Raw genomic sequence first — 25,662 nt, 5'->3', positions numbered from 1 at the left:
CGACATAAGCTGAAGCATGACGTCCCCTCCCCTCGTTCCCTATCCGAAGGAGCCTCGGCAGCTTGCCCAGCCCGAGCACTTGGAACACCGGCGGCAACTGCTTCAAGCGCCACACCATGCGCCGCTGAGTGAATACGTGCAGGACTTGCGGAAGCAAATTCACGAGCAGGGGCTGAACATTCCAGACCTTGATCCTGTAGGGGGCGGCATTCACGCGAGAATCCTGTACTTGCTCGAAGCACCAGGCCCGAAAGCGTCCCAACATTTGGGAGGCAGCGGGTTCGTCAGCATGGACAACAACGACCTCACCGCCCAAACCGTCTTTACCTTGACGCAGCAGGCGGGCGTCAATCGGGACTGGCTGATGTCCTGGAACATCGTGCCCTGGTACGTCGGGAATGGAAATAGCATTCGACCTGTGCAACCGAGTGAGATTGTGCAGGGCCGAGGGCATCTGCACGCACTGCTGGCCTTGTTGCCAGACCTTCGTGTTGTCGTGACGTTCGGGCGACCTGCTGCGGTCGGTTGGTCAGGCCTTGCGGCGGAGTTTCCTGCGCTCACCACCCTGTCGACCTGGCACGCGAGCGGCTTGGCTCTCAACGGACACCCGGAACGGCGGGCGCACCTGCTCTCCACGTTGGAACTGGCGCAGCAATTGGCTCAACACGCCTTTGACGCTCGTGGACCCCGGTGGCTCCGTTCTCTGCCAAAGAGTCCCACACTCCAGGGAGCCACTCCGCTCTCCTTTAATGGGCCTACTTCAAGCTTCTAAGGCAGCTTCTTGCCTGGAAGTACGCGTAGGTGACGTCAAGGGTGGGTCGCTGGGGGACGTACAGGATCAGGCCGTCTCGACCTCGAGAGAGAAGCACCCGGTAGGAATTCAGGCGGAGCTGGTGAGGGTTTTCCGGCGCCCGCCTGCCTGCTGTAGGGGCACGGGGTGTAGGGGAGTTCCAGGCCCCGTCCCCGTCCATTCAGGTCACTGCTCCAACAGAGGATGGGAAAATCCAGCTCGAGCCCCTGGCATACGAACTCCGACGCGATGCGGGTGAGCTGACAGCAGGACTTGGGATCGGACGCTGGATGTTAAACCACGTGCCAGCCTGGTAAGCCTTCACCCCCTGATTCCAGGTGTCCAAGCTTATCTGTTTGAGGTTGCTGGCTTTGCTGGACGCCAGCAGCCCGTAGCGTTTGTCCTCGGCTCCTTCACACCGGGCCCGCACATACGTTTTGGCATCCTCCAAGTCCCGCGTGACGTACACCTCCATAGAAGGCAGAGCCCAAAAAATGGGGCTATCTCGGGTGAGTTGATCATTTTAGCTTGAAAGATCGAGGGCGGCACAGGCGGTCCTCAGCCGCGTTGGTCGCCAGTCCGCACGTCGCCAGAAGGGCCAGGACGGAGAACACCCACGACTTCCCATTCTGGCTGTCGGTGTGCTGAGAAAGAGGGGAAGCTGTGAGGAGATGTCGTGGCTCGAGCAGTGCCCTGAGCTTTCAGAAGTCCAATGCACGATCACGGGACTTGACGCATCTCACACGGTATATGTGCCCGACCCGGCATTGTGATGGCCGAAAACCTACCCATGACGTAACTGCACAGCACGAGCGGAACATCGTGCTGTGCAGTTACGGATGCTCTTCCTGTTCTGGCGCGGTATCGTCTCCCCGTGATCACCCTCACTGTGTTCAACCACGCGGGCGGCGCGGGGAAGACCAGCCTCACGCTGAACGTCGGGCATGAGCTGGCCCGTTCTGGTCTACGCGTTCTGCTGATCGACCTTGACCCTCAGGCCAACCTGACAGGGTGGCTTGGAGTCACGGGCGTCGTCCGCGCGGCGACAGTCTATTCCGTCGCTGTCGACGGCCTTCCTCTCCCCCACCCCACGGAGGTTCACGGCCTGCACCTCATCCCGGCGCATGTGGGACTTGCCCTCGCCGAGAGTCAGATGATGGGCCGGGTCGGCGCCCAGACCAGATTGCGCCGTGCGCTGGAGGGCGTGGCGGACCGGTACGACCTGGTTCTCATCGACTCCCCTCCCTCGCTGGGTCAGCTCGCCATTCTCGGCGCGCTCGCGGCCGACCGCATGATCGTGCCCGTCCCCACCCGGCAAAAGGGTCTGGACGCCCTGCCCGGCCTGCAGGAGGCGTTTACGGAGTACAGGGAGGTTCGTCCCGACCTCACCGTCGCGATGTACGTCCCTACCTTCTACGACGCGCGTCGTCTGCACGACCGCGAGGTGCTTGCCGACCTGCGGGCGAACCTCTCCCCCCTCGCGACGCCGGTGCCACAGCGGGAGGCTGTCTGGCTGGACTCCACGGCTCAGGGTGCCCCAGTGGGCGTCTACGCGCCGAACAGTCCGGTTCACCGTGACATTCAGACCCTGACTGCAGATATCGCGCAGGCGGTGGACCTTCCGTACGGCGGTCCCGCATGACCCGGAAGCGGCCGGAACGTCAACGCAATCTGGCCGGACTCCTGGCTGGCGCGGCAGACCTGACGCAGCCTGGCACCTCCCCGGTTCACCATCTCCCGGTGGACGCACTCCGGCCGGGCAGCCAACAGCCCCGGCGGGCGTTTGACGAGGCGGGGCTGGAGAGCCTGGCCGAGAGCGTCCGCCGGGAGGGCGTGCTTCAACCTCTCCTTGTGCGGCCTGTGGACGTCGGGCATGAGATTGTCGCCGGAGAGCGCCGCTGGCGAGCGGCGCAACGGGCCGGCCTCACGGAGGTGCCCGTGGTCGTGCGGGAATTGACGGACAGGGAAGCCCAGCGGATGGCCCTCGTCGAAAACCTGCAGCGGGAGGACCTCAACACGGTGGACGAGGTGGATGCCAAGCTCGACCTGGTCGCCTCGGTGCTGGGCCTGCCCCGCGAGGACGCGCGTGCCCGACTCATGCAGCTTCTGCGTGGGGAGCCGGGTGAGGAGCATGCCGCCCTGGAATCTGCGTTCGCTCCTCTGGGGGAAAACTGGACCTCCTTCGCAAAGAACAAACTCCGCATCCTGAAATGGCCGTCTGTGGTGCTGGAAGCGGTGCGGGCTGGCCTGCCGTTCACGTTGGGGTCGATCATCGTGGCGGCACCTGATGAACATCACGCCGCCCTTGTTGCCCTGGCTCAGACAGGAGCAGGCCGACAGGAGATTCAGGCGGAGATCAAACGTCTGGGAGAAGCAAAAGGCAAAGAAAAGGTTCCGGAGGCCCTGCGCGTGGCGCGGGTACTGGGCAGCACTCGGTTCATCAGTGCTCTCGATCCCGACGCCCGCAAGGCCTTGGACCGCTGGTTGGCAAAAATGCCAGAAGCAGTGCGCAACGCGCTCGGTGACTGAATTGTTCTTACGCGTAAGAACGCTCGGCCAACAGGCGGATTTTTACTGCTCAGGACAACGAATTCCCGTGTAGACGACTCAACGTCCAGGTTGCGACAGAGCCTCACTTCCCTGGCCCTCAGGGGTTCCAGTGAGCCACCTTGGCCAAGCTCTATCACCCAGAAGGTGACCTGGGCCTCAGGCGTACTGCTGCATCTCAGAGCTAAGAAGGTGGCTGAAAGGCCGCCTTGATTTGTTTTCTGCATGGCATTCATCCACTGTCAGGTCATGCTGTCTGGAGTGTGTTGAGAGGTCTCCGTCTCCCCGTTACTGCGCTTCCCACTGCGCGCGCATGTGCTCCAAAAAGCTCGCCGAGATCACCAGCAGGGCGCGCAGGTGACGGTAGAACACATCCCGCCACGTCCCTTCTGACGGCAGGAAAGCCGTGACGTCCGCAAAGACCTCATGGTCATCCACGAGAATGCGTCCCATCTTGAAGTGGTTATGGACGTAAGTGGCCGCCTCGTATACCCGGAAGCGGTCTGATTCGTTCTCGATGGTCCGAAGGGACAAGGACGCCAGGCGGAAATACGCTGGGTCTGCCTCCCAGGTGGAGATCACGCACGGCAGCCCGTCATGGACGAAAAAGACGTCTCCTTCATCGTCGAGGGAGGCCTCGTAGCCCTCTTCGGTCAGGAACGTGATGACTTCACAGGCATAGGAATTCCAGAGGGGCAGTTCGGGGCCACTTGAAGGATGGGGGAGATCACGCATTGCAGCTCCTGAAAGAGGGGAGAAGAAGCCCCGCCTTCTCAGACGGGGAGTTGCTTGCCGTTCAGCCTGGGGGTCGCGTGCCGGAGAGACCGGGTCCGTGTTCACCACCCATCCAGGGTTTGGTCGAGCGTTCAGACTTTCCAGTTGAGCGTTCAGCAGAAGACGCTTGAAACCTGTGACACCTGAACTTTGACGCGTTCACCTTTGAGTTCGGAACCGCCCTTCACGGCGCGGACCCTTCCTGCAGATGTTGAGTCAAGTCAATTCGACATGAGGTTACAGCGTGACCACGTGTCCCCGTGGTCTGAGCGGTCTACTTCGCATGCTGTTCGAGCGACAAGCCCATGGGATTCAGTACTGCACGTCAATCTGGGTCAGGGCGTTGCTCACGCTCAGCGCCTGGTCCACCTCCGCGAGGAAGTCGTCCACGTCCCGCTCGAGGGTCTCGACCTCCTGTTGCGCGTCGAGGGGATCCACGAGCTTCGGCGCGTTGCGGTCCATAAAGCTCTTGTACAGCGCTTCGTACTCCGCACCCCGGGCGTTCTCCTTGCCGAGCAGGGCCTGGGCCTGGCTGTCGAGGCGACTCTTCGCGCGTTCGTTCTCGCGTTCCACCTCCTGCCGGGCGCGGGCAAGGTCGGTGCGCAACCGCGTTATCAGCCGATTCTCGTACGCCACACTGGCTTTACGCTCGATGGCTTCCGCGACGACGTACGTGCGCCCCGCCACTTCGAGGGTCGTGCCAGCATTGCTCTGTACGACGGCCGCCTTGATGGCCGCCCGGCGGCGCATCAGGTCACGCGCTCCCTGGTAGTTCGCTTTGGAACGGGCGCCGAATTCCGCGAGGCTGCGCGCTTCGCGGGGCGGGTCACTACCGATGGCGTGGGTGACGAAGGTCGTGTCATCGACGAGCTTGGTAATGCGCTTGTCGAGCAGCTTGAGTTCGCTCAGGGCTTTGGTGACCGTCATGCGTTCCGTCGTCGCCATGAAACCTCCGGGGGCGGCGTTGAGGGGCTCTTAAGGGATCACTCGGCGTGTGTGGTGCGCGGGAAGAACAAGTTTACTTTTAGAGTCCGGGGCATTCATGTGCCGTTCGGCTTACCCCCATTGCTTTTCCCAGATGACGGACTGCCGGTCTGTATGCCTGCAAGGAGAGCGACTCCAGAGATGCCGTTCAACTGGGTGTTGAAGGAACAATGTGGTGCTCGACGGGCACCTGACGAACATGCGGCGGGTGCTCTGCGAAACTACAGCACCACGAACCGCACTTGGCTGCCTTACGGAGACGGGGTGATTTCCAGCTGGGCCGGGATGTGCTGCTGAAGCTCCTGCACCTGTGAGGTCACGCCCACCAGACGGCCACTGTCTTGCAGTTGCGTGAGGCAGTCCATGGCGAGATCGAGGGCTTCGGGATCCAGAGAATCAAATCTTTCGTCGATGAACACCATGGCGAAGTATCTGCCCGGCCCGAGTTCGCGCAGGCGGCCGCCGAATTCGCGGGTGATCCCTGGGGCAGGCCTTATTCCTGGTCGAACCTCGGCATCATCTGCCAACGACTTGGCGACCTGCACGGTGCTCTCCTTGCCAGCCCATTTCTGTGCCTGTCCCAGCGCCCGTTCCGCACCGGGCAGCACCTCATGGCAGTACAGCGTGGTCTTGGCAGCGTGTACCGCGCGTACGGGGAGTATCCAAGGGCACAGCACGCTTACCGGGAGGCACTCCGACTTGCCCTTTCGGTGGAGGACCGGGTGGCGGCGCTGCTGGGGGAAGCGAGGACCCTCGCCCTGTGGGGGCGCTGTGACGAGGCGCTCTCTACCCTGTATGACGCGGCGGGACAGGCCGGTCAGCTCGGCCCGGAAGGGGGAGACCACCGGGTGTTCGCCAGCGTGGCCGCCATCCGCCTGATGCTGGGAGACCACGAAGGCGCGCAGGCAGCCCTGAACCGTGCCGGAGGGCTGACCCGGGACGACGGGCACCTGGTGGCCGTCGTGCATGCGGAACTGCTGCGCACGCAGGGCCACGAGGAGGACGCGCGTGACCTCCTGGCCGCGAGAAACATGCGCTCCGAGTGGGTGGGGGAGACCGCGCGGCTCTTCCCGGCCCTGTTCGCACTCGTGGATATTCATCCCGTGTCTCCCGCCCCGTGGACGGCGGAGGTAAACGCTGAGGGCCCGGTCACGGTTCGCATGCACGGTGAGGCGCTTCCCCTGCGGCCTCAGCGTCCGGAAGCCGCGCTGTTGGTGCTGCTGCTCGAAGGGGGAACGCTCAGACGGGAGCGGGTTCAGGATGCCCTGGACCTGCCGGGCCGGGACGAGAACGCCCGGCGCAAGGCGCTCAGCCGCGTGGTGGGCGACCTGCGTGACGCGCTGGGGTGGCCAGGTGCAGTTCAGACGGGCGACGGACTCCTGCGCCTCTCCACCGATCTGACCTGGGTCCTGCATACCCCCGGTCCAGAACAGGCGGAGTCGTTCTGCGAGGGCCGCCTTGACCCCTGGCTGGAGAACTGGCGCCTCCACCACGCCCCACTTTCTACAGTCCTGTAATTGACTATTCTCCGCTCAAATTTTCTTTTACAGACTCACGCCTGAACAACTGTTGGACAGCAGTGCGACACGCCCACCGCACACTGCCCGTATGGCATCTACGGACTTCACCCGGACCGAGCGGCTCTTCCGCACGGCGCGCCTGCTGCGCCGCGAGCCGCTGACCGTTCGTGACCTCGCCGCCCACCTGTTCCCCGAAGCGGGCCGCCAGGGAGTGAACCGGGTGGAGGCCGAACGAATCGTCGAGCAGGACCTCCAAGACCTCGAACGCCTCGAGCCGGACGACTTTCACTGTGTGCCCGGCCGTCCCCCCCGCTACCTGCTGCGCACCCAGCGCACCACGGTGTCCCCCACCACGGTGCTCAGCCTGCACGCCGCGGCCCGCCAGATGGCCGGTGCCGTCCCTGTCCTGCGGCCACACCTGCTCGCCGCCCTGGCCCAACTCACCGACTGGCTGCCGGAGCGGGTCCAGCCAGTCCTGCAGCGCAGCCTCGGAGACGCCGGAAAAAGCCGGGCCCACGAGCGTCCTCATCTGGAGCGGGTCTGCGCAGCCTGGATGGGCGGGCATCCCCTGCGCTTCGAGTACCTGCGGCCGGGCAGGTCGGCCGCGCGCCGCACGAATATCATCGAGATCTACCTGGTGGAAGTGGACCCCGTGACAGCCGACCTGTGCCTGATCGGCCGGGAAACCACGTACCACCACGCGGTGCGCACCTACAGGCTCTCCCGCATGCGGGCCCTGCACGTTCTGGAAGGCGAGCAGTACTCCATTCCGGAAGCGTTCGATCCACAGGCCTACGTGCACGGCGTATGGGGGAGGACAGGCGAACCGGATGAAGCGGCCATCACGGTGCACCTGCGCTTTCGTCACGACGCGGCGTACCGGATCCTCGAGGGCGGGTTCGCGCAGCTGAGCGAACCGTTCCTCAATCCAGACGGCACCATCGATACGAGCCTGCAGGTGCGAGACGAGAAGCGAGAGTTGCCCCATGAGGTGTTCGCCTGGATTCTGGGTTGGGGCTCGGCGGTGCAGGTACTCGGCCCACCCGAAGTGCGCGCCCGCTGGCAGAAGGAGGTGCGCGCGGCGGCCAACCAGGTGTCCTTCGCCCCACTGCGCTTCCCGGCAGGAGGAGCGGCGTGAGCGGCGGCCTTTCTACGTGTTGGATGGGCGCACGTGCCGCGCTGCAACACCCACAGCCTCATCCTGAAGCCCGGTGTACCCTGACCGTATGGTCCGCAGGTCAGCCTTGAAGCCCGCCGCGCCACACCGGTACACGGAGTACAACGTCGCGCAGCTGGGACTGATCAGCGTGCAGAGCAAACTGCCCGCTGGGGCGCGTACGGGCTGGACGTCGGAAACGAGAGAGGGAAAGAACACAGCGGGAACCCGCTCCTCGACGGCGCACGCGTCGGGCGTCCCGCACGGCATTGCCGGGGACGTGTTCTCAGCGCTGGTCACCGAGACGATCGCCGCGCGGGAGAATGGCGAGACGCAGCTGCAGATGACCGTCGCTGACATTGCGCGTCAGGCGGGGCTGGGGACGCGCGCCGCGGATTACGAGCGGATCACGGTGGCCCTGCAGCAGCTGCGGCACACGAACTACGAGATCTGGCACAAGTGGCGCACGACGCTGACGCACGTCAAGGAGGAGGCGGTCCTCACCCTGCTGCCCACGCTGATCACCCGTACGGAAGAGAGCCTCGATTTTCCTGGACAGCAGAACCGCCTGTTTGTGATGGAGCTGCATCCCTCCGTGATGGGATCGATTACGGGCGCCCTCACCCTGGCCACGGATCCCCTGCTGCTCGAGCAGCTCACGAGTCCCACCGCGCGGGGCATCTACCGCCTGCTGGAGGCGTGGCGGCGCGATCCTCAGGACCTGACCCGCGTGGGCATGCGGGTCACCATCCGTGGTGTGGAGCTCGTGGAGTCCGCACGCCTGATGGGGTCGCGCTCCTCGGTGTCTCAACTGCTGGCCCCACTGCTCGCGGAGAAGGGCGCGTTCGCGCAGCTTCGGGACGCCGGGTACCTGAGGCGGGTGGACTGGACCGGACGGGGCGACAACCTGACCCTGGCGTTCGAGTTCGCGCAGAAGCAGAACCTCATGGACATGCGCGCCCTGCAGCTGCTCAACGAGCTGGGCGTGACCGGGACCCACGCGGAGACGCTGGCCATGACCTTCAACCGGGAACTGGTGGAGTCGGCCGCATGGCAGCTTGAGGAGCGCCGGAAGGCGAAGTACCCCATCAAGAGCGGTCCGGGCATGCTGATCAAGATCCTCAAGGACGGATCGGCAGCGCAGCGGTTGGAGGAGTTTCGCGCGCGGAAGAGGCCGCTGGTGATGGGGGAGAAGCAGCGGGCCGTCCGCCCAGCCGAAGAGCCTCCTCCCGAGGAGGAGCTCTCGCCGCAGGAGCGTATGGAGCGCGCGGTGAAGATGCTCGGCACCCTGATGATCATCAAGCGCCTCACCTCGGCGCAGGTCGAAAAGATTCAGGACGCCCTGGAAGCGGGCACACTCGACCCGGAACAGGTGATGCCCCTGATGATGCTGGACGCGGAAAATCTCAGGCGCTGGTATGTCGGCCAGGTGGAGGGGAACGGCGCGTCCAGTCCGGACAGGCCCTGATATCCGTCGCGTTTTTCCTGTACTTGCCTTCTGGGAAGGTCTGAAAAGGTCCTTCCCGACTCTGTTTCCATCAGAAAATCCCCTGAGCTGTTCATGATCTGTCCGTCGCGCATTTCCTGTAGACAACGCTTTTTCCGTCGCGCATTTCCTGTACTGTCCGTCGCGCATTTCCCGTACTTCTCCACCTCTTCCGTCGCGCATTTCCTGTACTTTTCTGCCTATGGGCGAAGCGATCAACCTCAATTCTGCTCATGTCCGTCGCGCATTTCCTGTACTTCCCGTCGCGCATTTCCCGTACTTTTTTGCCTCTCCGTCGCGCATTTCCCGTAAATGGGGTGTTTTTCCGTCGCGCATTTCCTGTACTTCCCGTCGCGCATTTCCCGTAGTTGCGCCGAAGAATTCGACTGATACGCAGTTTTCGTCCGCCCCCTTGCTGCATGCAATCTTTTATTCTTTACTTCTTTAATACTTATTGCAGACAGGCAAGGCAGAGGAATGTTCATGCTGTGGTTCCTGGTCAGCAGGATCCCCCTGGTCGCAACAGCGACAGTCTGGACTGTCACGGTAGTGGTGTGACTGCTATCGTGGAGGAGTGCTGAAGATCGCGGAAAGCTGGTCCGGAGGAATTGAGGAGCTGGTGGCGCAGGCCAACCTGTGGCTCCCCAGGCTGCTGCCCGAGGAGCGCTCCGCAAGACCCAAGGATGAAGTCAATGCCCGTCTGGTTCGGCACTACAGCACCCAGGGCCTGCTGTCTCTCCCCGTACGAGAGGGGCGCGAAGCGCGGTACAGCCGCAAGCATCTGCTGGAACTGCTGGCCCTGCGCCGCCTGATGGCAGACGGCCTGAGTGGACGGGCCCTGGAGCGGGCGCTCGGCGGCCGGAGCGAAGCCGAGCTCGAGGAGCTGGCCGTGCAGGGCAGTCATTGGCTGGAGAGGGGAGGGGAGAGCGCAGCTCGGGGGGAGCCGCCGCAGGTGGCGGCGTCCTCGGCGCTGAGCTACCTGCAGGGACTGCGGGGCAGTGTCGGTTCACAGCCAAGCATGCTGGGGATCACCTCTCCCCGTCCGGCCATTCCCCGGCCTGCGCCCTCCCCGGCTCCTGCCCTGCCAGCGGAGAACAAACCTTCCAGGGCCAGACTGGCTCCCCAGCGGGTGACCCGGGTGATTCCCGTTCCTGGCCTGGAGGTTCAGGTCCTGGAGAACCTGAAGTGGCCGAAGGGCGAGCGGGAGTGGAATGCCCTCATGGCAGACGTGCGCAGGGCACTGCAGGACCTTCAGAACAGTGGGCCCGGGCGGCATGCGGAGGAGCTGGATGACCCGCCCTACTGAAGAAGACAGTCAGTATTGTTGACATACTGATTTGTAAGCCTCAGAATGAAGGGGTCAAAGCGCAGTCTGCGCCCACCTGCTGCTCCCGCCAGCCGGGGGTCATTCCACCTTTCTGCCTTCAGGAGGTCCTATGTTCTCCCCTGCGCCCACCAGCCCCCGCGTTGAACTCCTCCCCCTGAAGCCTGCCCTGCCCGTTGGCCGCTCCAGCGACGTCATCATCCTCGCCCGAATCCACCCAGGGGTCGACACTGAACGTGGACCTCGCCTGCCCCTGAACCTCTCGCTTGTGCTCGACCGCAGCGGAAGCATGCAGGGGACGCCCATCGACATGGCCCGCAAGGCCGCGCAGACTGCCATTCGCGCGCTCCAGCCGCAGGACCGCGTCAGCGTGGTCACGTTCGACACGGTCGTCCGGCCCCTCATTCCCCCGCAATTGGTTCGGGACCCCGAAGCGCTCTGCCGCAAGATCGAGGGCGTCACGGCGAGCGGGACCACGGCCCTGCACGCCGGGTGGCTGCAGGGCGCCACGCACGTCGCTGAGCACCACGACGTCCAGGCACTCAACCGGGTGCTCCTGCTCAGCGACGGGCAGGCCAACGAAGGGGAGACGCGGCAGAGCGTCATCACGGCGCAGGTGCGCAGCCTCACGGAGCGGGACGTGACGACCAGCACCGTCGGTCTGGGCCAGGACTACCAGGAAGACCTCATGCGCGCCATGGCGGACGCCGGGGACGGAAACTACGAGCATATCGAGGATGCGGCCCGGCTCCCCACCTCGAACAGCAGAGGGATGGCGACACCGCGCCAGAGGACCGCCAGCATGAGGACGTTCACGTCAGTCTGGCCATGCTTCCCGTTCGTGCGGTCCATGATGAACTCGCGTGGACGTGCCTGTGGCAGCAAAGCGAGTACGGCGCGGGCCACATCGGCAGGGCTGGGGGGGTGACGATCAAAGACCCGTTCCACACGGCGGATCACGGAACGGGTCTGCGCGCTTCTCTGGAAGCGCTCTGCGGGCCGGACGTCTTTGGCCTGAAGGAGGGCCAGGACCATCAGCGGCAGCAGTTCCACCTGGTTCTCGCACAACTCCGGGAAGGGCGCCGTGAAGCAGCGGGTCAATTTGGCGAGGACATCAGGAGACGCGCACTGTTCTCGCGGGCCTGACACGCTTTTCAAGCATTCCGAGAAACTTTCGGGTACTGAAGTCCCACACTCGACGTGCGACGCCTCCTCTGGGCTGTTGAGCAATATAACTGCTCTTCCAGGTAAAAAATTTACAGTGTTTCAGAAAATTTTATATTAAACTCATTTAATGCTTAGAATGTGGCGTCGCGCTGGAACAACGTTACTGTTTCCTCTGCTCACTGTGGTTCTCATGGCGTGCCGAGAGATGCCGCAGAGCACTGCGGAGACGACAGAAACAGATGTGAGTAGCGAGTATGACCCTCTCGATGAAAAACCGAAAGAGTACACATACTCGAAAATTCCCTGGGGGTCAGGGCGTACAGCTACCGATAAGGCCCTCATCGCAGCAGGATTTCGCTGGTCTCGGTTGGATGACGAAAGGGACGCAGTATACACCGGCCGCCTCGCGGAGGAAGAAACGACGCTCTTTGCCTCTTTCACGCCGCAAAACAAGCTGGTGCAGATCCAGCTGGTCGTCGAACCCCCGGAGAACCGCTTCTTCCAGAAGTACAAGATCATCAAAGAAGCGTTAACTGAGAAGTATGGAGAGCCCTATAAGGACAACAAGTCTTTCGACGCCCCATACAAGGAAGGCGATGACAACGAAACTCAAGCAATTCGCCTTGGCAAGGCTACATTCAACCCAGAGTGGTGGACCAGGTACATGCCAAACTCGGACGGAAGTGGCAAAAGCGCGCAGCCCCTCCTCACTATGTTGGTAAAGGACAAACTCCTGATTTATATTACCTACTCCAGCAAGAACTGGAATGCCGAGTACGCACGGCGATACAAGAAAGGCACAGGAGCCCTTTAAAACAGCGCTTTTCAGTATGCCTCGACTTTCAAGCTCAAAATCATAAACTAAATGGGACCCAGCCTGGAGCCGCGGACGACGGAATCTTGCGTGTGCCTGGGCACCCTGCGCCCTACCACCTTCTGGGCCGATATCGGGAACGGGGGCTCGCTGTGTTGCGGGACGGTCGAGAGAAGAAGCGTGGTGCCCCGACCCTCTTGGCCTCGGAGGAACAGCAGCGTCTGGCGGCTCAAATCCATCAGGATTTCGAGCAGGGGAGGGTGTGGCAAGGCAAGCAACTGCAAGCCTGGATCACACAGGAATTCGGCAAGGACGTCTACCTGGGGCGGACCCACGAATTTATGCGTGCTGCCTGGGAGCGTGACAAAACAGATGAGGATGCCCCGACGGGGGCATTCTTGAGCTGCAATGACACAAGAACAACGCACCGAGGGGGACGCCGTCATTCTATTCAACCGAGTCTTCGAGTTGCTCTGCTCCGCCCTCTGGCGGGATCGCCGACACGCACTCACGGTGGCCTGGATGCTTGTGGGCCTCCTGTCGCGGGTTCCACACCCTGCTGTGTGGTGCTCTTTTCGTTGTTTCACGCGCTCAGTACGCCCAGAGTTATGAACGCCGTTTTCTCCGAGCCCTGAGTTCCACCACCTCCCCCTGGCGGTCGATCTACCAGCACGTTCTCCGGGTGGCTCTGAAGGATTGGGATGATGCGCGCATCACTCTAGCGCTCGACACCACGCTGCTCTTCAAGCGGTGGTGCGTCATTGGCGTCTCCCTGGTGGATCGGGGACGGGCCCTTCCGCTGGCCTGGCGGGTTCTGAGGCATGGCAGTTCGATGGTCAGCAACAAGGAGATTTATCCCGTTCTGGCGCGTGTGCAGTGCTTGCCGACTCACTTATCGCAGGTGGAAGACGCCCTGCATCCATGCAGACCGAGGATTTTTCGACCAAGCGTTGATGGCCGATTTCTCTGCCTACGGCTGGCACTGGAACATTTGCGGCAAAGGGCAGGTGTACCTCTTCGATGCTGCTGGGCATTGCCTTGGAGGGTTCCGCGAGCAGTGAAGTCAACATGGTCGCTTGGTCGTGCAGCACGACGTCTACATCACAGCGCAGCGTTATGGACCCGTGAGTATCGCCGCGATCTTGCCGTTTGGCCGGAAAGACCCTGGTTCATCGCTCACGATGAACCGTGCAGCACCCGGACGTTTGCGGAGTACCACCAACGCACCCAGATCGAAGAGGGGTTTTTGGACCTCAAGAGTGCGGTCCTGAACCTGGAAGACACCCGTCTGGGTCAAACCCATCAACTGGAGCGGTTGCTGTTTGTGATGGGACCGGCGTACGTGATGCTTCTGAGTGAGGGGACGGCTGTGGTCGCTGTGCGAGAGCGGAGGACAGTGGATACCCATTGGCAGCGGGGGTTGAGCTATGCACAGCTGGGATGTCGTGCCATTCGTCGCGCGTTGATGGAAAGAAGCCCTTTCCTACAGAGGCTCCGCCTCTCCCCCAACCCTGATCCTCAGCCTTCACGCCGACGATGTTCCCCACTTCGCTGGCACCTCATCCAAGGCTTCTCATGACTTCTGTCAGGCTCTCAGGCGTGCTGCTGGCTTTTCACGGTAGAAGCCCCGCCCACAACACGTCAAGGAGGGCTCGTCTTCAAGGTGGTGCCTGGGTGTCCGACCTGACCATAAGAAGAGCGAACGCCTTTCTGGCGTTCGCTCTTGGGTTTCTTCCGCCAAGCTTGGTCCTGGCTGGGAGTTGATGGGACGTCTCGCTGGTCCGCGCGACCTGTGCTTCCAATTCGCAGATACGCGCTTGGAGTCGTTCGCAATTTGGGCAGGTCGGGTCTGAGATGCCCTCACCTTACCTCATTCCCTTGCGCTGCTCAGGATCCTGCCAAGTAGTCACGATTTCCGAATATAAGAGCTGCTGCCCTGATTCCACACCACACATCTGAAGAGCTTGAAGTTGCGTATTGCCACGCCGAACGTCCTATTGACCAGCCAATCCACAGCTTACACTGTGTTGTCGGCAGACGACACCAAGCGTTCAATCTCTAGGGCGCTTTGCAAAACGTGACCCGTTAAAGTCAGGGAGCGCTCCCGCTCCTGATGGGAGCGCTGAATCTCACGCTGCGCTTCGCCCAGGATCTCCGTCATAAAGTCGCTCAGCTGGGCGAGCTGGCGGCAGTGCTCGTGCAGTTCCTCCAGACGAACATGCAGTTGGTGGAGGTGATGGGCCCCCTGAATCAGGGCGTGGTGCGCGGCGCTGTGTTCCTCATGCAGGGGCTGCACGAACCGGCCCTGCACCTCGTGCGCGGCGCTGTCATTCCACAGGCCCCGGAGCCGGTCCTCAAGACCGCCAACGTCGTAGGTGACGCGCTTGAGCAGCCACAGTCGGTCGTCCAGATGCTGGAGGCGCGTTCGGTACCAGGTCAGGTCCGTCATGCCTACAGGCCCAGGTCGGGGCGATTCAGGTCCCGGAGTGCGTCTTGGCGCTGCTGCAGTTCACGTTGGGCTTGCGCGCTGTAGCTGCCTGCGCGTTCCAGATGCTGCTCGGAAACGCCACGTTGTAAGGTCGCGTCGGCCAGGTGGTCGTTGGCGTGACGGAGGCTGAAGCCTCCCGCCTCCAATTCGGCTTGTGCCTGGAAGGCTGTTTCCTGCGCTCTGGCCAGGTGCTTACCAGCCTCACGCAGACTGTCGAGCGCCCGCTCTGCCTGACTGACCGCTTCAACCGCCTGAGGCAACGTTCGCTGCGCGAGGTCGTCGGCCTCCCGAGCCAAATGCAGGGCCCGGGAGCAGCGGTCAACCTGCACTTCGGCTTCAAGCACTGCCGCTGCTGCCCGGCGCACGTGGTCCTCGGCCGCGGCCACGAGGCGTACCGCTTCGCGGACCGCGTGCTGTGCCTGCTGCACGTTGGCCGCAGCGCCGCTGCAGTCTTGCCGCTGACTGTCGGATTGACAGTGCGACAACGCCGCTTCTGCCTCGCCCAGCTCACTCCGCGCATCACTGAGCTGGCCTTCCGCTTCCGCCAGGTGGCTTCGGGCCAGCAGCAGAGACACCCGCGCGGCTTCCAGGGCGCGCTGGGCATCGTGCACCGCCAGTTGCCAGTGGCGAACGGCACTCCGCGCCACTTCCGCGTGCAGGTGGATGGTGTGGTACGCCGCCGTGGCGCTTGCCAGCGCCTGTTCCGCCCCACCTGTCTCTCGACGATGTTCATCGGCGGTCTGTTGCAGGACCAGTTCGTCCTCATCGGCGCGGGACGCGGCCACGGCGAGTCGGTGCTGACCCTGCTGGTGCGCTTCTGCACCGTGACGGTGGGCGAAATGCACGTCGTCCGCTACCCCTGAAGTAACGTTCATCCAGGCGCGCAATTCCCTTTCGTACTCCTCGAGGGCAGGAATGAGTCGGCGTGGGTCCACGCTGCTCACGGCAGCTCTCCACTGGGCTGGTTGGCCGCCTCGAGGGCTTCAATCCGCTCCTCCAGGAGCCGCATGATGACTTGTCCTCTGCCGATGTACTCGCGGAAGTTTGCGTCCGTTCGGCCCCACCCGGCCTTGAACTGCTCGGCAGCGTCCCCTTCGTACACGTGCCGCAGGGCGTGGTACCGCCGTTCGAGGGAGAGGTACTCGGCGCTCAGCACCTGGTGGTGGCGCGTTAGCGTGGCGTGGTAGTCACGTAGACCGTTCAGGAGGCGTCGCGTGTCAGCCACCGTGCAGGTACCTCCTCACGTGCTGAATCTTCATGCCGAGAAACTCTGAGTATCGAGGCGCTTCCCGCCGCACGTACTGACTGACGTTCTGAAGCAGTGGCGTGTACTGCGCGTCGTACGCCTGACGCATGCTGTCCTGCCAGAGGTGGTTGACAGCATCATGGCTGCGCTCAAGGTCTTTGAGGGAGTCGGTCAGTTGCCCATTGAAGCGGGTGAGCTCCTGATGAAACGCCACGAGTTCCCGAAGTTGATCGTCCATGCTCACGCACCGACCGCCTGAGCACCACGGAGGTGGTTGACTTCGAGGAACTGCTGATCGAGAGAGGTGGCCGAGTCGGTGCTGTACGGCTTGAACCGGGTGAAGGCGTCCGCTTCCGGATCGTGGTACAGCGCCGCCACGGGCGTATCTCCGTGAAGTTGCAGGCGGGCAGCGCGCCGCGTGCGCGTCAGGGCGTAGGAGTCGTCCTCGGACACCTGCAGGCAAATCCGGTGCTTGATCAGCGGCAGTCCCTGCCGTTCGTCGAGGACCGCCCGCAGTTGTGCCACGCCCGGCACGCTCAGCACCACGTGAATCCCAAGTTGGGCACCCTCCGCCAGCAAGCGGCGGAGCATCGTGCCCGTTTCAGAATCGTTCGCTCCGTACAGGTCCTGCACGCGGCGCAGCTCTTCCACCTCGTGCGGCTCGTTGAGCACCAGGAACATGGGTTCCTGGGCTCCGCGCGCTTCCTTAGGCAGGGCGCGCCGTTCTTCCAGGACGGCCAGGGCGCACTGCACGAGTCGCGGGACGTCCTCGGCTTCCCGCGTCAGGGTGACTTGAAGCCCTGCGGGGCGCAGCACGGTCGACACGACGCCGCCGAGGGCGCCCGACCACTGCGTTCCCGGCAAGCTCAAGTCGGCCAGCAGCACCGTTGCGTTCTGAGCGGCAGGATTCACGGTCAGGCCGGCAAGCAGGGCCGCGAGCATACCGGAGCGGGCAGGGTTGTTGCGGCCCAGCAGCATGGCGTGCTCATGAGGACGCCGGCGCAGGACCAGCCGGGCGTGTCCACGAACATTGAATTCCTGACCCAGCCAGGTGACCAGCGGCTGCTCGGCGGCGAACCAGCTTTCCAACCCGAGGCCCCCTTCCACCTCCGCACGCCGGGCCAGCGCTTCCAGGCCCTCGGAGGTCATCGTCTGCACGCTGGCGAGCAGCGACCGCAGTTGGGGGTTGTCGGTCAGGTTCGGCTGGGCCTGTCCATCGAACACCACCGCGCGCGGCGCTGTCAGGCCGCGCTGCTGAGCGCGTGCCGAGAGGCGGCGGATCATGTCGTCGCGCTCCGCCGCCTGAAGCCGCGAAACCTTACCTGCACGGCTCGCACCGTCACCGTCATCACCGCTGCGGTCGTTGAGCACAATTTTGCCGGGCATGTCGCACGTCTGAATCAGCAGTTTGCCGCGCCGGCCAAACTCCGTGAGGGCGTCGACATCCGCGCGTGACATTTGCATCGCCATGCGCAGGTGCACGTTTCCGAACACGGCGCTCTGATGCAGCATGCCGGTCGCCCCATACCGTTGGGAGGCGATCAGCATGTGGATTCCAACGCTGCGTCCCTGTTGCGCGAGTTGCAGCAGGTGGGCGGACGCCTCCCCCTCCGCGTCTCCCTCGAACAGTTCCTGGTATTCGTCCACCAGCAGCAGCAGGCGTGGCAGCGCTTCACCCAGCGCGCGGTACGCGCTGAAGTCCTGCACGCCCCGCGCTTTGAACAACCGGTTGCGCCGCTCCTTTTCGTTCAGCAGGTCCTTGAGGACGCTGCGGGACAGTTCCGGCGAGGAGCGCAGCGAGACCACCGCCGCGTGCGGCAGAGCCTGGTAGGGCTGGAATTCGACGCCGTCCTTTCCGTCGATCAGGTACAGGCGCAGTTCGTCCGGGCTGTACCGCTGCGCCAGGCCGCAGATGAGCACGTGATACAGGTTCGATTTTCCCGCGCCAGTCATGGCACCGAGCATCCCGTGGGCGCACGGACGGCCGTCCCGGTTGACGCCGAACCACGCTTCGAGCGAGCCGTCCGTGCCGTACCCGCCGATGGGCGTTTCGATGAGCCGTTCGGATGAGCCGTTCCACCACGCCTGCTCGGGCAGGCCAACCTTGGTGGTGAAGCTGAGGTCGCGTTCGGGCGCCTTGGCTTCGTCCAGGCGCTTCTTGAGGGTTTGCTGCAGCGCCGCAGGCGGCGTGCAGTCCACGGCCAGGGGGAAACCCTGGCGTGGAGAAGACCCGAGGTCGATGACAAAAGCGTTTTCCAGCTGCTCAAGGCTCAGGTCGCGGGGCAGTTCGACGTCGGCATTGTGATGGATGATGGCGTAGCGTCCAGCCCGGGGACCGGTGTTGCCCACCTTGATCAGGCCCTCGACAGCCCGGCGGTCGTACTGGTTCGGGAAGTCCGCGGCAAGCACGAACTCGAACCGTTCGTTGACCCGAGTACTTTCCGGCACCTGCTCAAAGGACCGTACCTCCGCGTCGAGGTACGTTTCAATCACGCGCTGGATGTTGCGTTCCACCAGGTCGAGGTCTCGGCGGACGTCTCCCTGGGATTCCACCACCCGGGGCAGGGCCTTACGCACGAGGAAGGCGACGCCGTTTCCTGCCGGGTCGAGCAGGACGTAGCTCGCCTGGTGGGGGAGCAGCAGGGCGGTGCGCAGGGCGAGAGACTGGAGGAGCTCGAGTCCCTGCACCCGCCCTTCCTCACCGCGCGTGCGCAGCACGATGGTCTGGTTCTCCCCGATGAACGGCACGAGCAGCGGCACGGAAAAGGGACCTTGTGGCGCGCGGGCGTCTTGCAGTGCACCGATGCGGAGCCTCGACTCCAGCGTGGCCGTTTCCGGCTGCCACGCGTCCCACGCGCCTCCCTGCCATCCGGCGCCCAGCGTCAGGTAGGGCACCTGGGCGAGGCGTGCTGCCGCCGAATCACTCGCGTTGAACAGGCCCTGGTAGTGCTTGTGGGAGAGCTCCACCTGCCGTTGACCGTAGGCAAGCAGGGTGGCGGCGTGGGTCTGTTTCTGCTGCTTTTGCGTCTCGAGAGTCGCGAGTTGCGCTCTCAGCGCCTCCTGCTGGCGTTGCCATGGGCTCCACATGTGCTAGGGCTCCTTACCTGACCGCGAGATAGATGGCGATGGCAACCAGCACAGCGACGGTGACGATCAGCCACAGCCAAAATTGTTTCGCGCGTGTCGCGAGGGCCGCGAGTTCCGCCTGGGTCCGGGTCATTTCGCTGCCGAGACGATCGAGTTCCTGGCTGGTGGTGGCGAGTTGCTGGACAGCCGCGGCAAGCTCGACGTTGGGTGCGCTGCCCGCGAGAGTCACGGGTGGAACGCCCGGTTCTGAATGGGAGAACCGGGAAGTGAATGAGGCCAACTGGTGCTTGACCTGCTCGTTGTCATCGTGTGACCGCCAGATCTGCTCGCGTTCCTGGAGCGCCTTTCTACTCGCCTGCTCGAGTTCCTCGCTGATCGACCGTGCCGCTGTCACGCGACCAGTCCCGTACTTGCAAAGCGTCTGCCCATAAAGATGGCAAAAGAATAGGCCGCGCGAATGACCTTGTCATTCAATGTTGAAGCACTGAAGCAACACCCCCATCGGGGGTAAAAATTGTGAGATTATTTCTAACGTGCACCACCGACATCTTTAAGTCGGTGGTAAAGCGCATGTAAACACGCGATTTATACCCCCAACGGGTGTGAAAGAACATTTTGGCCATTGTGTGACAGTACTGAAAGAGTCGTGGGATGAGGCTGAGGCGGATGAGACGTAAACGCCAATGGACCTTGTTCCTTGGGCTGACCCTGCTTCCCTGCGCTCCCCTGTCCACCTCTCCCAGTCAGGCACTTGCAGCCACAGCCGCCGCTGAACAAAGCATTCAGGTGCAGGGCCAGGCTCCGATTACCTCCACACCAGCCGCTGCCCGCCAGGCCGCACTCAACGATGCCGTACGTAACGCCATCGAGCAGGTGCTGGGGGCCTATATCAGCTCCTCAAGCACCCTCCGAACCACTGACGAGTTTGAGCAGCTGCAACAACGCCTGATCAAGCGTTCCGACGGGTTTGGAAGGGTAACGCAAGTGCTGTCTGAGCAGCAGCAGGGCGGCACGTACACCGTCACTGTCCGCGTCACGGTGGCCAGGCCCAGCCTCGAGCAGGAACTCAAAGCGTTCCTGACGCAAAAGGGTGATCCGCGCATCATCGTGGTGATTCCGGAAGTGATTCTCCGCCGCACCGTTCCAGATCCCGCCGTTGAAACGGAAGTCCAGCGCGCCCTGATCGCTGCTGGGTACCGGGTCATCGACCTCAAGCAGAGCGAACTCAACACCTTACGCGACGTCGTTCGGGGCGGAGACCTGGATGACCAGGCACGCAGTGAACTTGGCACCCGCTTCAAAGCAGACCTGCTCGTCACGGGTGAAGCCTTCGCGCAGGAGTACGGCGGGGTGCTGAACCAGCGCGGGTATACCGCCCGCCTCGAGCTGAAAATGATCGATCTCGCGACGGGACAGATTGTCTTTAGCGACGCCTACACAGGCACGGGTACCGCGCCCACGGACGAGGTCGCGGGTAAGACAGCGCTGCAAAACGTCGCGAAGACCGCAGTGCCTTCCCTACCGGGAGCGCTGCTGGGCTGGTTGAGCGGCAATGGCCGCGCGGCTGGCCGGACCTTCACTGTGCGGCTGCAGGGTGTGCCGAATTTCCGTTCACTCACCGACATGCTGGCCCGCGTTCGCGCCAGTGCCGGCGTGAATGCAGCCCAGAACCGGCAGTTCGACAACGCGGGTGCCCTGCTGGAAGTCGAGTACAACGGCGCTCCTGAAGACCTCGCCCAGCTGTTGGAAGACCTCGGCCTCAAAGTCACGGGCCTCAGCGCCGGTGAAATCACCGTCATCTACCCCTGAACCCAAGGAGAATTGCATGCGCAAATTGTTCTTTATCGCTGCATTGGGTTGCGGTCTTGTGGGCGCTCAGGGCGTGGATGCTCCGGTAACGCCGCAACAGTTTCTGAAAACTGAAGAGGTAAAAACTTCTTACACGGCACAGCAAGGTGACCTCAACCCAGCAGATGCATTAACGCTGATGCTGCAGTGCGCGCCTCCATTGGCGGCTCCTTATGATGCTGACCATGATGGGCGCAACGACACCCTGCGCGTCTACGGCTTTTCCATTGTTTCCGCACAGGTGTACCAGGCACGTGGCGTCACGTCGCTCGCTTCCGCCATCCAGAAGGCCCAACTGCGTGCCAACGGTGCAGCGGCAGAGTTCTTCGGCGGTCTACAAACGTCCATCGAACGTGGCCTGGACATGCAGAACACCACGTCCAGCGTCGCAGTAGGCAGTGAGCTGCAACTGTCCGACGTCGCGGTTGAAACGTTACAAGACAGCGTCAGGACAAATGCTCAGGCCGTCTTGCGCGGTGGCCGCATCACCGGATACCGCATCGTCAGCCTCGGCAACCAGGGGCTGTGCGTGGTGGCTCGCTACGAACTTCCGCTTGATCAGCGTCCAACGGATCAAGCGCCCCCAAGGTAGGCCTGCCCGTGCCGGCTCCTTCCACTTTCCCCTCCTCCAAGTCCCATCGGCGACTTCTGGCCTCCCTCTGCCTTCCTCACTTTAAGGAGCTTCTATGACCACTCTGCGCTTGCTGGCCCTCACCCTCGCCCTCACCACGCCCGCCGCTGCTCAGACCACACCAGCTGCGCAGACCCCCGCTCCAGTCAGCGCTGCGCCTGCGTTGCCCGAGGGCCAAGTCAACATCGCGGTTGGCAACTTTAAATGCAAAGCTGCCAAGTGCTATGCCGATCTCGGTATTGGCGTAGCAGATGCGCTTACCACTGCACTGTTAAATACCGGGAAGTTTGCAGTATACGAGCGTGAAAACACGGATCAGCTCACCGAGGAAGCCTTTTTCGGCGGTGGTACTGCCTTCCAAGGCGCGGAACTGCTGCTCTTTGGCTCTATCACGCAATATGAGCCTGAAGCGTCTGCTGGGGGCTTGAGTTTCATGGGAATCTCCGTAGGTCAAAAAAGCAGCACCATCGCCATTGACGTGCGGCTCGTCGATGCCAAAACCCGTCGCATCGTTGGTGCAGCGCAAGTGCAAGGGAAGGCGGAGGGGAACAATTTCTCCGTCAGCGGCTTGCTTCCCGTCAATGTAGGTGCGAAGTCAAGTCCGCAAATTGAAGCGGCAATCAACCAGATGCTTAACAATGCCGTACAGCAACTGCTGTTGAAAGTTCCCTCGAGTTACTACAAGACTCAGTAAGAAAATTTAACAACCTCGGGCTTCGGAAGGGCCGGGCGCTCTTCGAGGCCGAATAAGAGGCGTCCCCAATGGACTTCACCATCCTGCTGCAAGACCTGCGCCTGGCAGTGCGCAGACTGTCAGCCGGCGAGATCACCGCCGAATTCACGAAATGGGGTATTCCATGATCAGACGATTGTTCACCATGCTGGCGGCCTGCGCTGCCCTCGCCTCTGCGCAGTCCGCGACGACGCCCATCCCCGTGAACCAGTACGCCACGCAGGAGGAGCGGAACAACACTGTGGCCCTCACCATCCGGAATGGCCAGGTTGCGCCCGCCCCCGACTTGAACGACCTGCTGGCGCTGTGCAACGCGCCGACAGCCGTTTTGTTCGACAGCAACCGCAGCGGCCGGGTAGACAGCCTGCGGGTTTACGGCGTGAGCCGCATCTCCGCGGGCATCTGGCAGCTGCGCGGGCCGAGCGCGGTAGGAAGTGCATCGACGAAGGCCGAACTCGCCGCCGAGGAGTACGCGGTGAAGTACCTGCAGGGGGCAGCGATCTCCGGCCTGACTCAAGAGAGCTCCTCGGACAGCAGTGTAGAGAGCGGGGCAGCGTCCAAAAGCGGTGATGCGACCTCCTTAAGCTCAACTGCCCTGACGGAAGTCTGGTCCACCCTCGTGCAGATTCGGCAGCGTTCCGTCCAGGGCTTCCTGCGCTACGGCCGCACGACCGGCACCCGTACGGTCAGCCTGGGCGACGGCAACATGTGCGTCATCGTTCGGTACGAGCTTCCCCTGGATCAACGTGCTGGGGCCCAGCCGGGAGCGGCCTCCTATTCACAGTCCCAGGGCGCCGTAGCTGCTCCCTCACAACCCCAAGTCCCCGGTTACGCTCCGCTTCCCCCCGGCAGCAGGGGAGACTTCTAAACTTCGGGCCCTGTTCTCCAGAGTGGAGCACAGGGCGGGACGGTGAAACAGCAGTTGGGCCAGGGCCCGCGAGGTGAACTGCACTTCCGTGATGCTCTTTGCCTTGTGAACGAGGCCCGACTTGTGGGAGGCCATCGTCAGGGTCTACAGTCCCATGTTGATACCTGCGGTAGACCATTTGATCTGGTATCACGGCTTGACGGCGTGTATGGCAAGGGTGCCCGCCTCGGCCTTGAAGGAAGCGGTGCGCCAGGTGGCGGTCCTGGTGGATAAGAACGCGAACCACCAGGTCGAGTTCGTGGTCGCAGATCAACGGCTGGTGTTGTTGGTGGAGGGGAAGTACGGGTGAGCGCTGGATACGCTGGAAGTGGTGCAGGGCAGAAGCGTGGAGGACATGAGCCTGGCGTTTAACGCGCTACACGTCTTGGATGCACTCGGTCCGATCGAAGGGGAAGCAAAGTTGTTGTTCTCGGGCACCAACAACTCAGCCGTGTTTCAGCCAAGCGGGGTATCGGAGCGTGCTGGTAACTCTCCGAGTATAAGTTGGGAACAAGCAAAAAGAGAGCCCGAAACGGCTCTCTTTCGAGTTCCGTCTGACTTACCAGCGGTCGTTGCGGCGCCGAGGACGATCGCCGTAAGCGGGGAGCCGGAGTGGCCTTCGTCACGACGATGCTCTTCGGCTGAGGTCCCTTCCCGCGTTGGCTTTCTTCCACCTCAAACTCGACTTCATCGCCCTCGTTCAGCTCCTTAAACCCGCTCCCTGGGATCGCGCTTAAGCGTGCGAACACCTCTGGGCTCCCCGGCATCTCAACGAATCCAAAGTCTTTTTCTGCATTTAACCATTCACTCGGCCTGCGGGCATACTTTACTCCTCGTTCACCGGGCACGATGCTGTCCCTGGTAGATCTACTGAGATATTTCAGTTTAGGCGGCATGGCGCTGGTCTTCGTCCCAGACGGCTAAAATCTGCGCCTGCATTCGTTCTATCTCGAAAAGCGGCACCCAGCCGACCAATTTCATGCGGACCTGGCGGGCAAGTGCGCCCCAGTCAGGCCAAGCGGATTCCGCTTGGCTTGAGCCAATCTGGTCCAGGTACTCGAAGTGACAGAGCAGAAAACAGGCGAGGCTCAGACAGAGGTAGCGCAGGACCCCCACCTTGGTCTTCTGACCGAACTTGCTGAAGGCAAAGCGGCTCTTCAAGGTTTTGAAGAGGGCCTCGATCTTCCACCTGCGCCGACCTGTTTGCTTCGCGGTCCTGGGGGTCCTGCGGTGGGAAGACACGAGAAAACGTTGTTCCTGCCGTTCTCCCTGTTTGGCAGGAAGCCAGATCCAGTACAGCCACAAGGGAAGGTCAGAGAGCCCTTGGAGGAAGACGCGACGCTGTTGCGCGGTGATGTCTTTGAGATGCTGACCGTAGACGGTCAGCCGATCCACCCGCATCCCCACGGTGAGATCCAGCCCTAACGCTTGGACTCCAGACATGAATGTGGCGCTGCCAAACCCAGCATCTGCAAGAAGGTGCACCTGTTTGGCTCGCCAGCGGATTGCTCTTGGGAGCTGCTGAACCTGCCGTAAGGCCAAGTCCGAGGGAGAGGGGGGGCTTTCCCACGCCAGATCTTGAACCCCCAGGGCAAGCGGAGATCTCCACAGCAGATGTAGAGCATGACGACATGGAGGCCACGCACACCGTTGAGGGTGTGCATCCAGCCGTCTAGCTCGGCGAATACGCCTTCTTTGGCAATGGAGTTGGTATCTACGATGATCTCGGGTCGGCGGTGGACGCCCACAGCGTCCACGGAGGGAAGCCTGGAAGGTGTCCAGGGCGTGTTGGCGCATCACGCGCAGCAGGGTCGGCAAACTCCAGGGCTGGTGATTGAGAAAGCGGCTGATCGCCCCCGGAGACTTCGCGGTGGACGCATGGAAACGGGAGATCCCCAGCGCCTCCAGGAAGCAGCATCAGGACAACCTGCAGGTTGTCCTGATGCTGCTTCCTGCTACAGGAGGTGAGCATGTCAGAATAAAGTCGTCCAGCACGGTCATTTCCCTTAAGCATACCCTCAATATGAGGTGGGAAGCCGTCCTGGACGTCCTTTTTCCAAACTGAAAAATGCCAGTCTACCGGTACCTACCGTGTTCAGTTTAGGCCTATAGGAGAAGAGAATCGCGTATCGCCGCCTCTGCTTAGCTGCCTGCAATAGA

General features: G+C 62.5%; 27 protein-coding genes and 1 pseudogene. 15 read left to right on the top strand and 13 right to left on the bottom strand.

Annotated elements, in window-relative coordinates; genetic code table 11:
• Nucleotides 1-16 precede the first annotated feature (16 nt).
• Nucleotides 17-772 (top strand): uracil-DNA glycosylase family protein, encoded by a 756-nt coding sequence (locus B9A95_RS06585; protein ID WP_084046131.1) that lies wholly within the window; start codon nucleotides 17-19, stop codon nucleotides 770-772.
• Here B9A95_RS06585 and B9A95_RS36830 read toward each other — a convergent pair.
• Nucleotides 756-971 carry a DNA/RNA helicase domain-containing protein gene (locus tag B9A95_RS36830; protein WP_425429913.1) on the bottom strand — a complete coding sequence of 72 codons (216 nt, stop codon included), beginning with the start codon at nucleotides 969-971 and terminating at the stop codon, nucleotides 756-758. The two genes, B9A95_RS06585 and B9A95_RS36830, sit on opposite strands and share 17 nt — an antisense overlap.
• Nucleotides 967-1,062: pseudogene (locus tag B9A95_RS36825) on the bottom strand (DNA/RNA helicase domain-containing protein); the annotation flags it as partial. The pseudogene B9A95_RS36825 and the gene B9A95_RS36830, both read right to left, overlap by 5 nt.
• Before the next feature lie 602 nt (nucleotides 1,063-1,664).
• Here B9A95_RS36825 and B9A95_RS06580 point away from each other — a divergent pair.
• Together B9A95_RS06580 and B9A95_RS06575 are read left to right on the top strand one after the other, a co-directional pair.
• Nucleotides 1,665-2,432, top strand: coding sequence for a ParA family protein (locus B9A95_RS06580; protein ID WP_084046130.1), 768 nt, complete (start codon nucleotides 1,665-1,667; stop codon nucleotides 2,430-2,432).
• Complete coding sequence (locus tag B9A95_RS06575) at nucleotides 2,429-3,319, top strand: ParB/RepB/Spo0J family partition protein (RefSeq protein WP_084046129.1); 891 nt, start codon at nucleotides 2,429-2,431, stop codon at nucleotides 3,317-3,319. Before B9A95_RS06580 ends, B9A95_RS06575 begins: the two co-directional genes overlap by 4 nt.
• Before the next feature lie 306 nt (nucleotides 3,320-3,625).
• Here the strand turns inward: B9A95_RS06575 and B9A95_RS06570 are convergent, their stop codons facing one another.
• The 3 genes from B9A95_RS06570 to B9A95_RS06560 all read right to left on the bottom strand — a co-directional run bounded on the left by B9A95_RS06570 (nucleotide 3,626) and on the right by B9A95_RS06560 (nucleotide 5,703).
• Entirely contained in the window at nucleotides 3,626-4,072 is a 447-nt protein-coding gene (locus B9A95_RS06570) for a hypothetical protein (protein WP_084046128.1), read from the bottom strand.
• Nucleotides 4,073-4,423: 351 nt separating this feature from the next.
• A complete protein-coding gene (locus B9A95_RS06565; RefSeq protein ID WP_084046127.1) occupies nucleotides 4,424-5,056 on the bottom strand; it encodes an MCP four helix bundle domain-containing protein in 633 nt (210 codons plus the stop codon).
• A gap of 290 nt (nucleotides 5,057-5,346) precedes the next feature.
• Entirely contained in the window at nucleotides 5,347-5,703 is a 357-nt protein-coding gene (locus B9A95_RS06560; protein ID WP_139806531.1) for a P-loop NTPase family protein, read from the bottom strand.
• A 3-nt stretch (nucleotides 5,704-5,706) separates the two neighbouring features.
• On the opposite strand from B9A95_RS06560, the gene B9A95_RS06555 reads away from it, so the two are divergent.
• The 7 genes from B9A95_RS06555 to B9A95_RS06520 all read left to right on the top strand — a co-directional run bounded on the left by B9A95_RS06555 (nucleotide 5,707) and on the right by B9A95_RS06520 (nucleotide 12,562).
• A complete protein-coding gene (locus tag B9A95_RS06555; protein WP_139806530.1) occupies nucleotides 5,707-6,612 on the top strand; it encodes a tetratricopeptide repeat protein in 906 nt (301 codons plus the stop codon).
• Nucleotides 6,613-6,703: 91 nt separating this feature from the next.
• Complete coding sequence (locus B9A95_RS06550) at nucleotides 6,704-7,753, top strand: helix-turn-helix transcriptional regulator (RefSeq protein WP_084046124.1); 1,050 nt, start codon at nucleotides 6,704-6,706, stop codon at nucleotides 7,751-7,753.
• An 88-nt stretch (nucleotides 7,754-7,841) separates the two neighbouring features.
• Complete coding sequence (locus B9A95_RS06545) at nucleotides 7,842-9,239, top strand: replication initiator protein A (protein ID WP_084046123.1); 1,398 nt, start codon at nucleotides 7,842-7,844, stop codon at nucleotides 9,237-9,239.
• Between the two features lie 592 nt (nucleotides 9,240-9,831).
• Complete coding sequence (locus tag B9A95_RS06540) at nucleotides 9,832-10,563, top strand: MerR family transcriptional regulator (protein WP_084046122.1); 732 nt, start codon at nucleotides 9,832-9,834, stop codon at nucleotides 10,561-10,563.
• 130 nt (nucleotides 10,564-10,693) lie between these two features.
• A complete protein-coding gene (locus tag B9A95_RS06535; RefSeq protein WP_084046121.1) occupies nucleotides 10,694-11,509 on the top strand; it encodes a vWA domain-containing protein in 816 nt (271 codons plus the stop codon).
• Nucleotides 11,506-11,727, top strand: a complete 222-nt coding sequence (locus B9A95_RS06525; RefSeq protein WP_084046120.1) for a hypothetical protein — start codon at nucleotides 11,506-11,508, stop codon at nucleotides 11,725-11,727. Before B9A95_RS06535 ends, B9A95_RS06525 begins: the two co-directional genes overlap by 4 nt.
• Nucleotides 11,728-11,875: 148 nt before the next feature.
• The gene (locus B9A95_RS06520) at nucleotides 11,876-12,562 is read left to right on the top strand and encodes a hypothetical protein (protein ID WP_139806529.1); all 687 of its coding nucleotides are present in this window, start codon (nucleotides 11,876-11,878) and stop codon (nucleotides 12,560-12,562) included.
• Between the two features lie 2,017 nt (nucleotides 12,563-14,579).
• Here B9A95_RS06520 and B9A95_RS06510 read toward each other — a convergent pair.
• Genes B9A95_RS06510 through B9A95_RS06485 form a run of 6 tightly spaced genes read right to left on the bottom strand, consistent with a single transcriptional unit; the run spans nucleotide 14,580 to nucleotide 19,777 of the window.
• Complete coding sequence (locus B9A95_RS06510) at nucleotides 14,580-15,011, bottom strand: hypothetical protein (protein WP_084046117.1); 432 nt, start codon at nucleotides 15,009-15,011, stop codon at nucleotides 14,580-14,582.
• Nucleotides 15,012-15,013: 2 nt separating this feature from the next.
• Entirely contained in the window at nucleotides 15,014-15,994 is a 981-nt protein-coding gene (locus B9A95_RS06505) for a coiled-coil domain-containing protein (protein ID WP_084046116.1), read from the bottom strand.
• On the bottom strand, nucleotides 15,991-16,275 hold the full coding sequence (locus B9A95_RS06500; RefSeq protein ID WP_084046115.1) for a hypothetical protein: 285 nt from the start codon (nucleotides 16,273-16,275) through the stop codon (nucleotides 15,991-15,993). The genes B9A95_RS06505 and B9A95_RS06500 overlap by 4 nt, the downstream gene beginning before the upstream one ends.
• Nucleotides 16,268-16,534: a hypothetical protein gene (locus tag B9A95_RS06495; RefSeq protein ID WP_084046114.1), complete on the bottom strand. Its 267-nt coding sequence runs from the start codon at nucleotides 16,532-16,534 to the stop codon at nucleotides 16,268-16,270. The genes B9A95_RS06500 and B9A95_RS06495 overlap by 8 nt, the downstream gene beginning before the upstream one ends.
• Before the next feature lie 2 nt (nucleotides 16,535-16,536).
• Nucleotides 16,537-19,383, bottom strand: a complete 2,847-nt coding sequence (locus B9A95_RS06490; RefSeq protein WP_084046113.1) for an FtsK/SpoIIIE domain-containing protein — start codon at nucleotides 19,381-19,383, stop codon at nucleotides 16,537-16,539.
• A 13-nt stretch (nucleotides 19,384-19,396) separates the two neighbouring features.
• On the bottom strand, nucleotides 19,397-19,777 hold the full coding sequence (locus tag B9A95_RS06485) for a hypothetical protein (protein ID WP_084046112.1): 381 nt from the start codon (nucleotides 19,775-19,777) through the stop codon (nucleotides 19,397-19,399).
• Nucleotides 19,778-20,049: 272 nt separating this feature from the next.
• Here B9A95_RS06485 and B9A95_RS06480 point away from each other — a divergent pair, with 272 nt between their 5' ends.
• From B9A95_RS06480 to B9A95_RS06460, 5 genes are all read left to right on the top strand, one after another.
• Nucleotides 20,050-21,192: a flagellar assembly protein T N-terminal domain-containing protein gene (locus B9A95_RS06480; protein WP_084046111.1), complete on the top strand. Its 1,143-nt coding sequence runs from the start codon at nucleotides 20,050-20,052 to the stop codon at nucleotides 21,190-21,192.
• A 16-nt stretch (nucleotides 21,193-21,208) separates the two neighbouring features.
• Nucleotides 21,209-21,823 carry a hypothetical protein gene (locus B9A95_RS06475; protein ID WP_084046110.1) on the top strand — a complete coding sequence of 205 codons (615 nt, stop codon included), beginning with the start codon at nucleotides 21,209-21,211 and terminating at the stop codon, nucleotides 21,821-21,823.
• A 94-nt stretch (nucleotides 21,824-21,917) separates the two neighbouring features.
• On the top strand, nucleotides 21,918-22,556 hold the full coding sequence (locus B9A95_RS06470) for a CsgG/HfaB family protein (RefSeq protein WP_084046109.1): 639 nt from the start codon (nucleotides 21,918-21,920) through the stop codon (nucleotides 22,554-22,556).
• Nucleotides 22,557-22,719: 163 nt separating this feature from the next.
• Nucleotides 22,720-23,463: a hypothetical protein gene (locus B9A95_RS06465; protein WP_139806527.1), complete on the top strand. Its 744-nt coding sequence runs from the start codon at nucleotides 22,720-22,722 to the stop codon at nucleotides 23,461-23,463.
• A gap of 154 nt (nucleotides 23,464-23,617) precedes the next feature.
• Nucleotides 23,618-23,812 carry a hypothetical protein gene (locus tag B9A95_RS06460; RefSeq protein WP_139806526.1) on the top strand — a complete coding sequence of 65 codons (195 nt, stop codon included), beginning with the start codon at nucleotides 23,618-23,620 and terminating at the stop codon, nucleotides 23,810-23,812.
• 58 nt (nucleotides 23,813-23,870) lie between these two features.
• Here B9A95_RS06460 and B9A95_RS36120 read toward each other — a convergent pair whose 3' ends face one another.
• Together B9A95_RS36120 and B9A95_RS33350 are read right to left on the bottom strand one after the other, a co-directional pair.
• Nucleotides 23,871-24,269 (bottom strand): cold-shock protein, encoded by a 399-nt coding sequence (locus B9A95_RS36120; protein ID WP_281255826.1) that lies wholly within the window; start codon nucleotides 24,267-24,269, stop codon nucleotides 23,871-23,873.
• Between the two features lie 118 nt (nucleotides 24,270-24,387).
• Complete coding sequence (locus B9A95_RS33350; protein WP_084046106.1) at nucleotides 24,388-25,299, bottom strand: transposase; 912 nt, start codon at nucleotides 25,297-25,299, stop codon at nucleotides 24,388-24,390.
• Nucleotides 25,300-25,662: the final 363 nt, after the last annotated feature.

The organism is Deinococcus hopiensis KR-140, assembly GCF_900176165.1.
GTDB classification, from domain to species: Bacteria; Deinococcota; Deinococci; order Deinococcales; family Deinococcaceae; genus Deinococcus; species Deinococcus hopiensis.
This window is presented reverse-complemented; position numbering and strand designations above follow the sequence as displayed.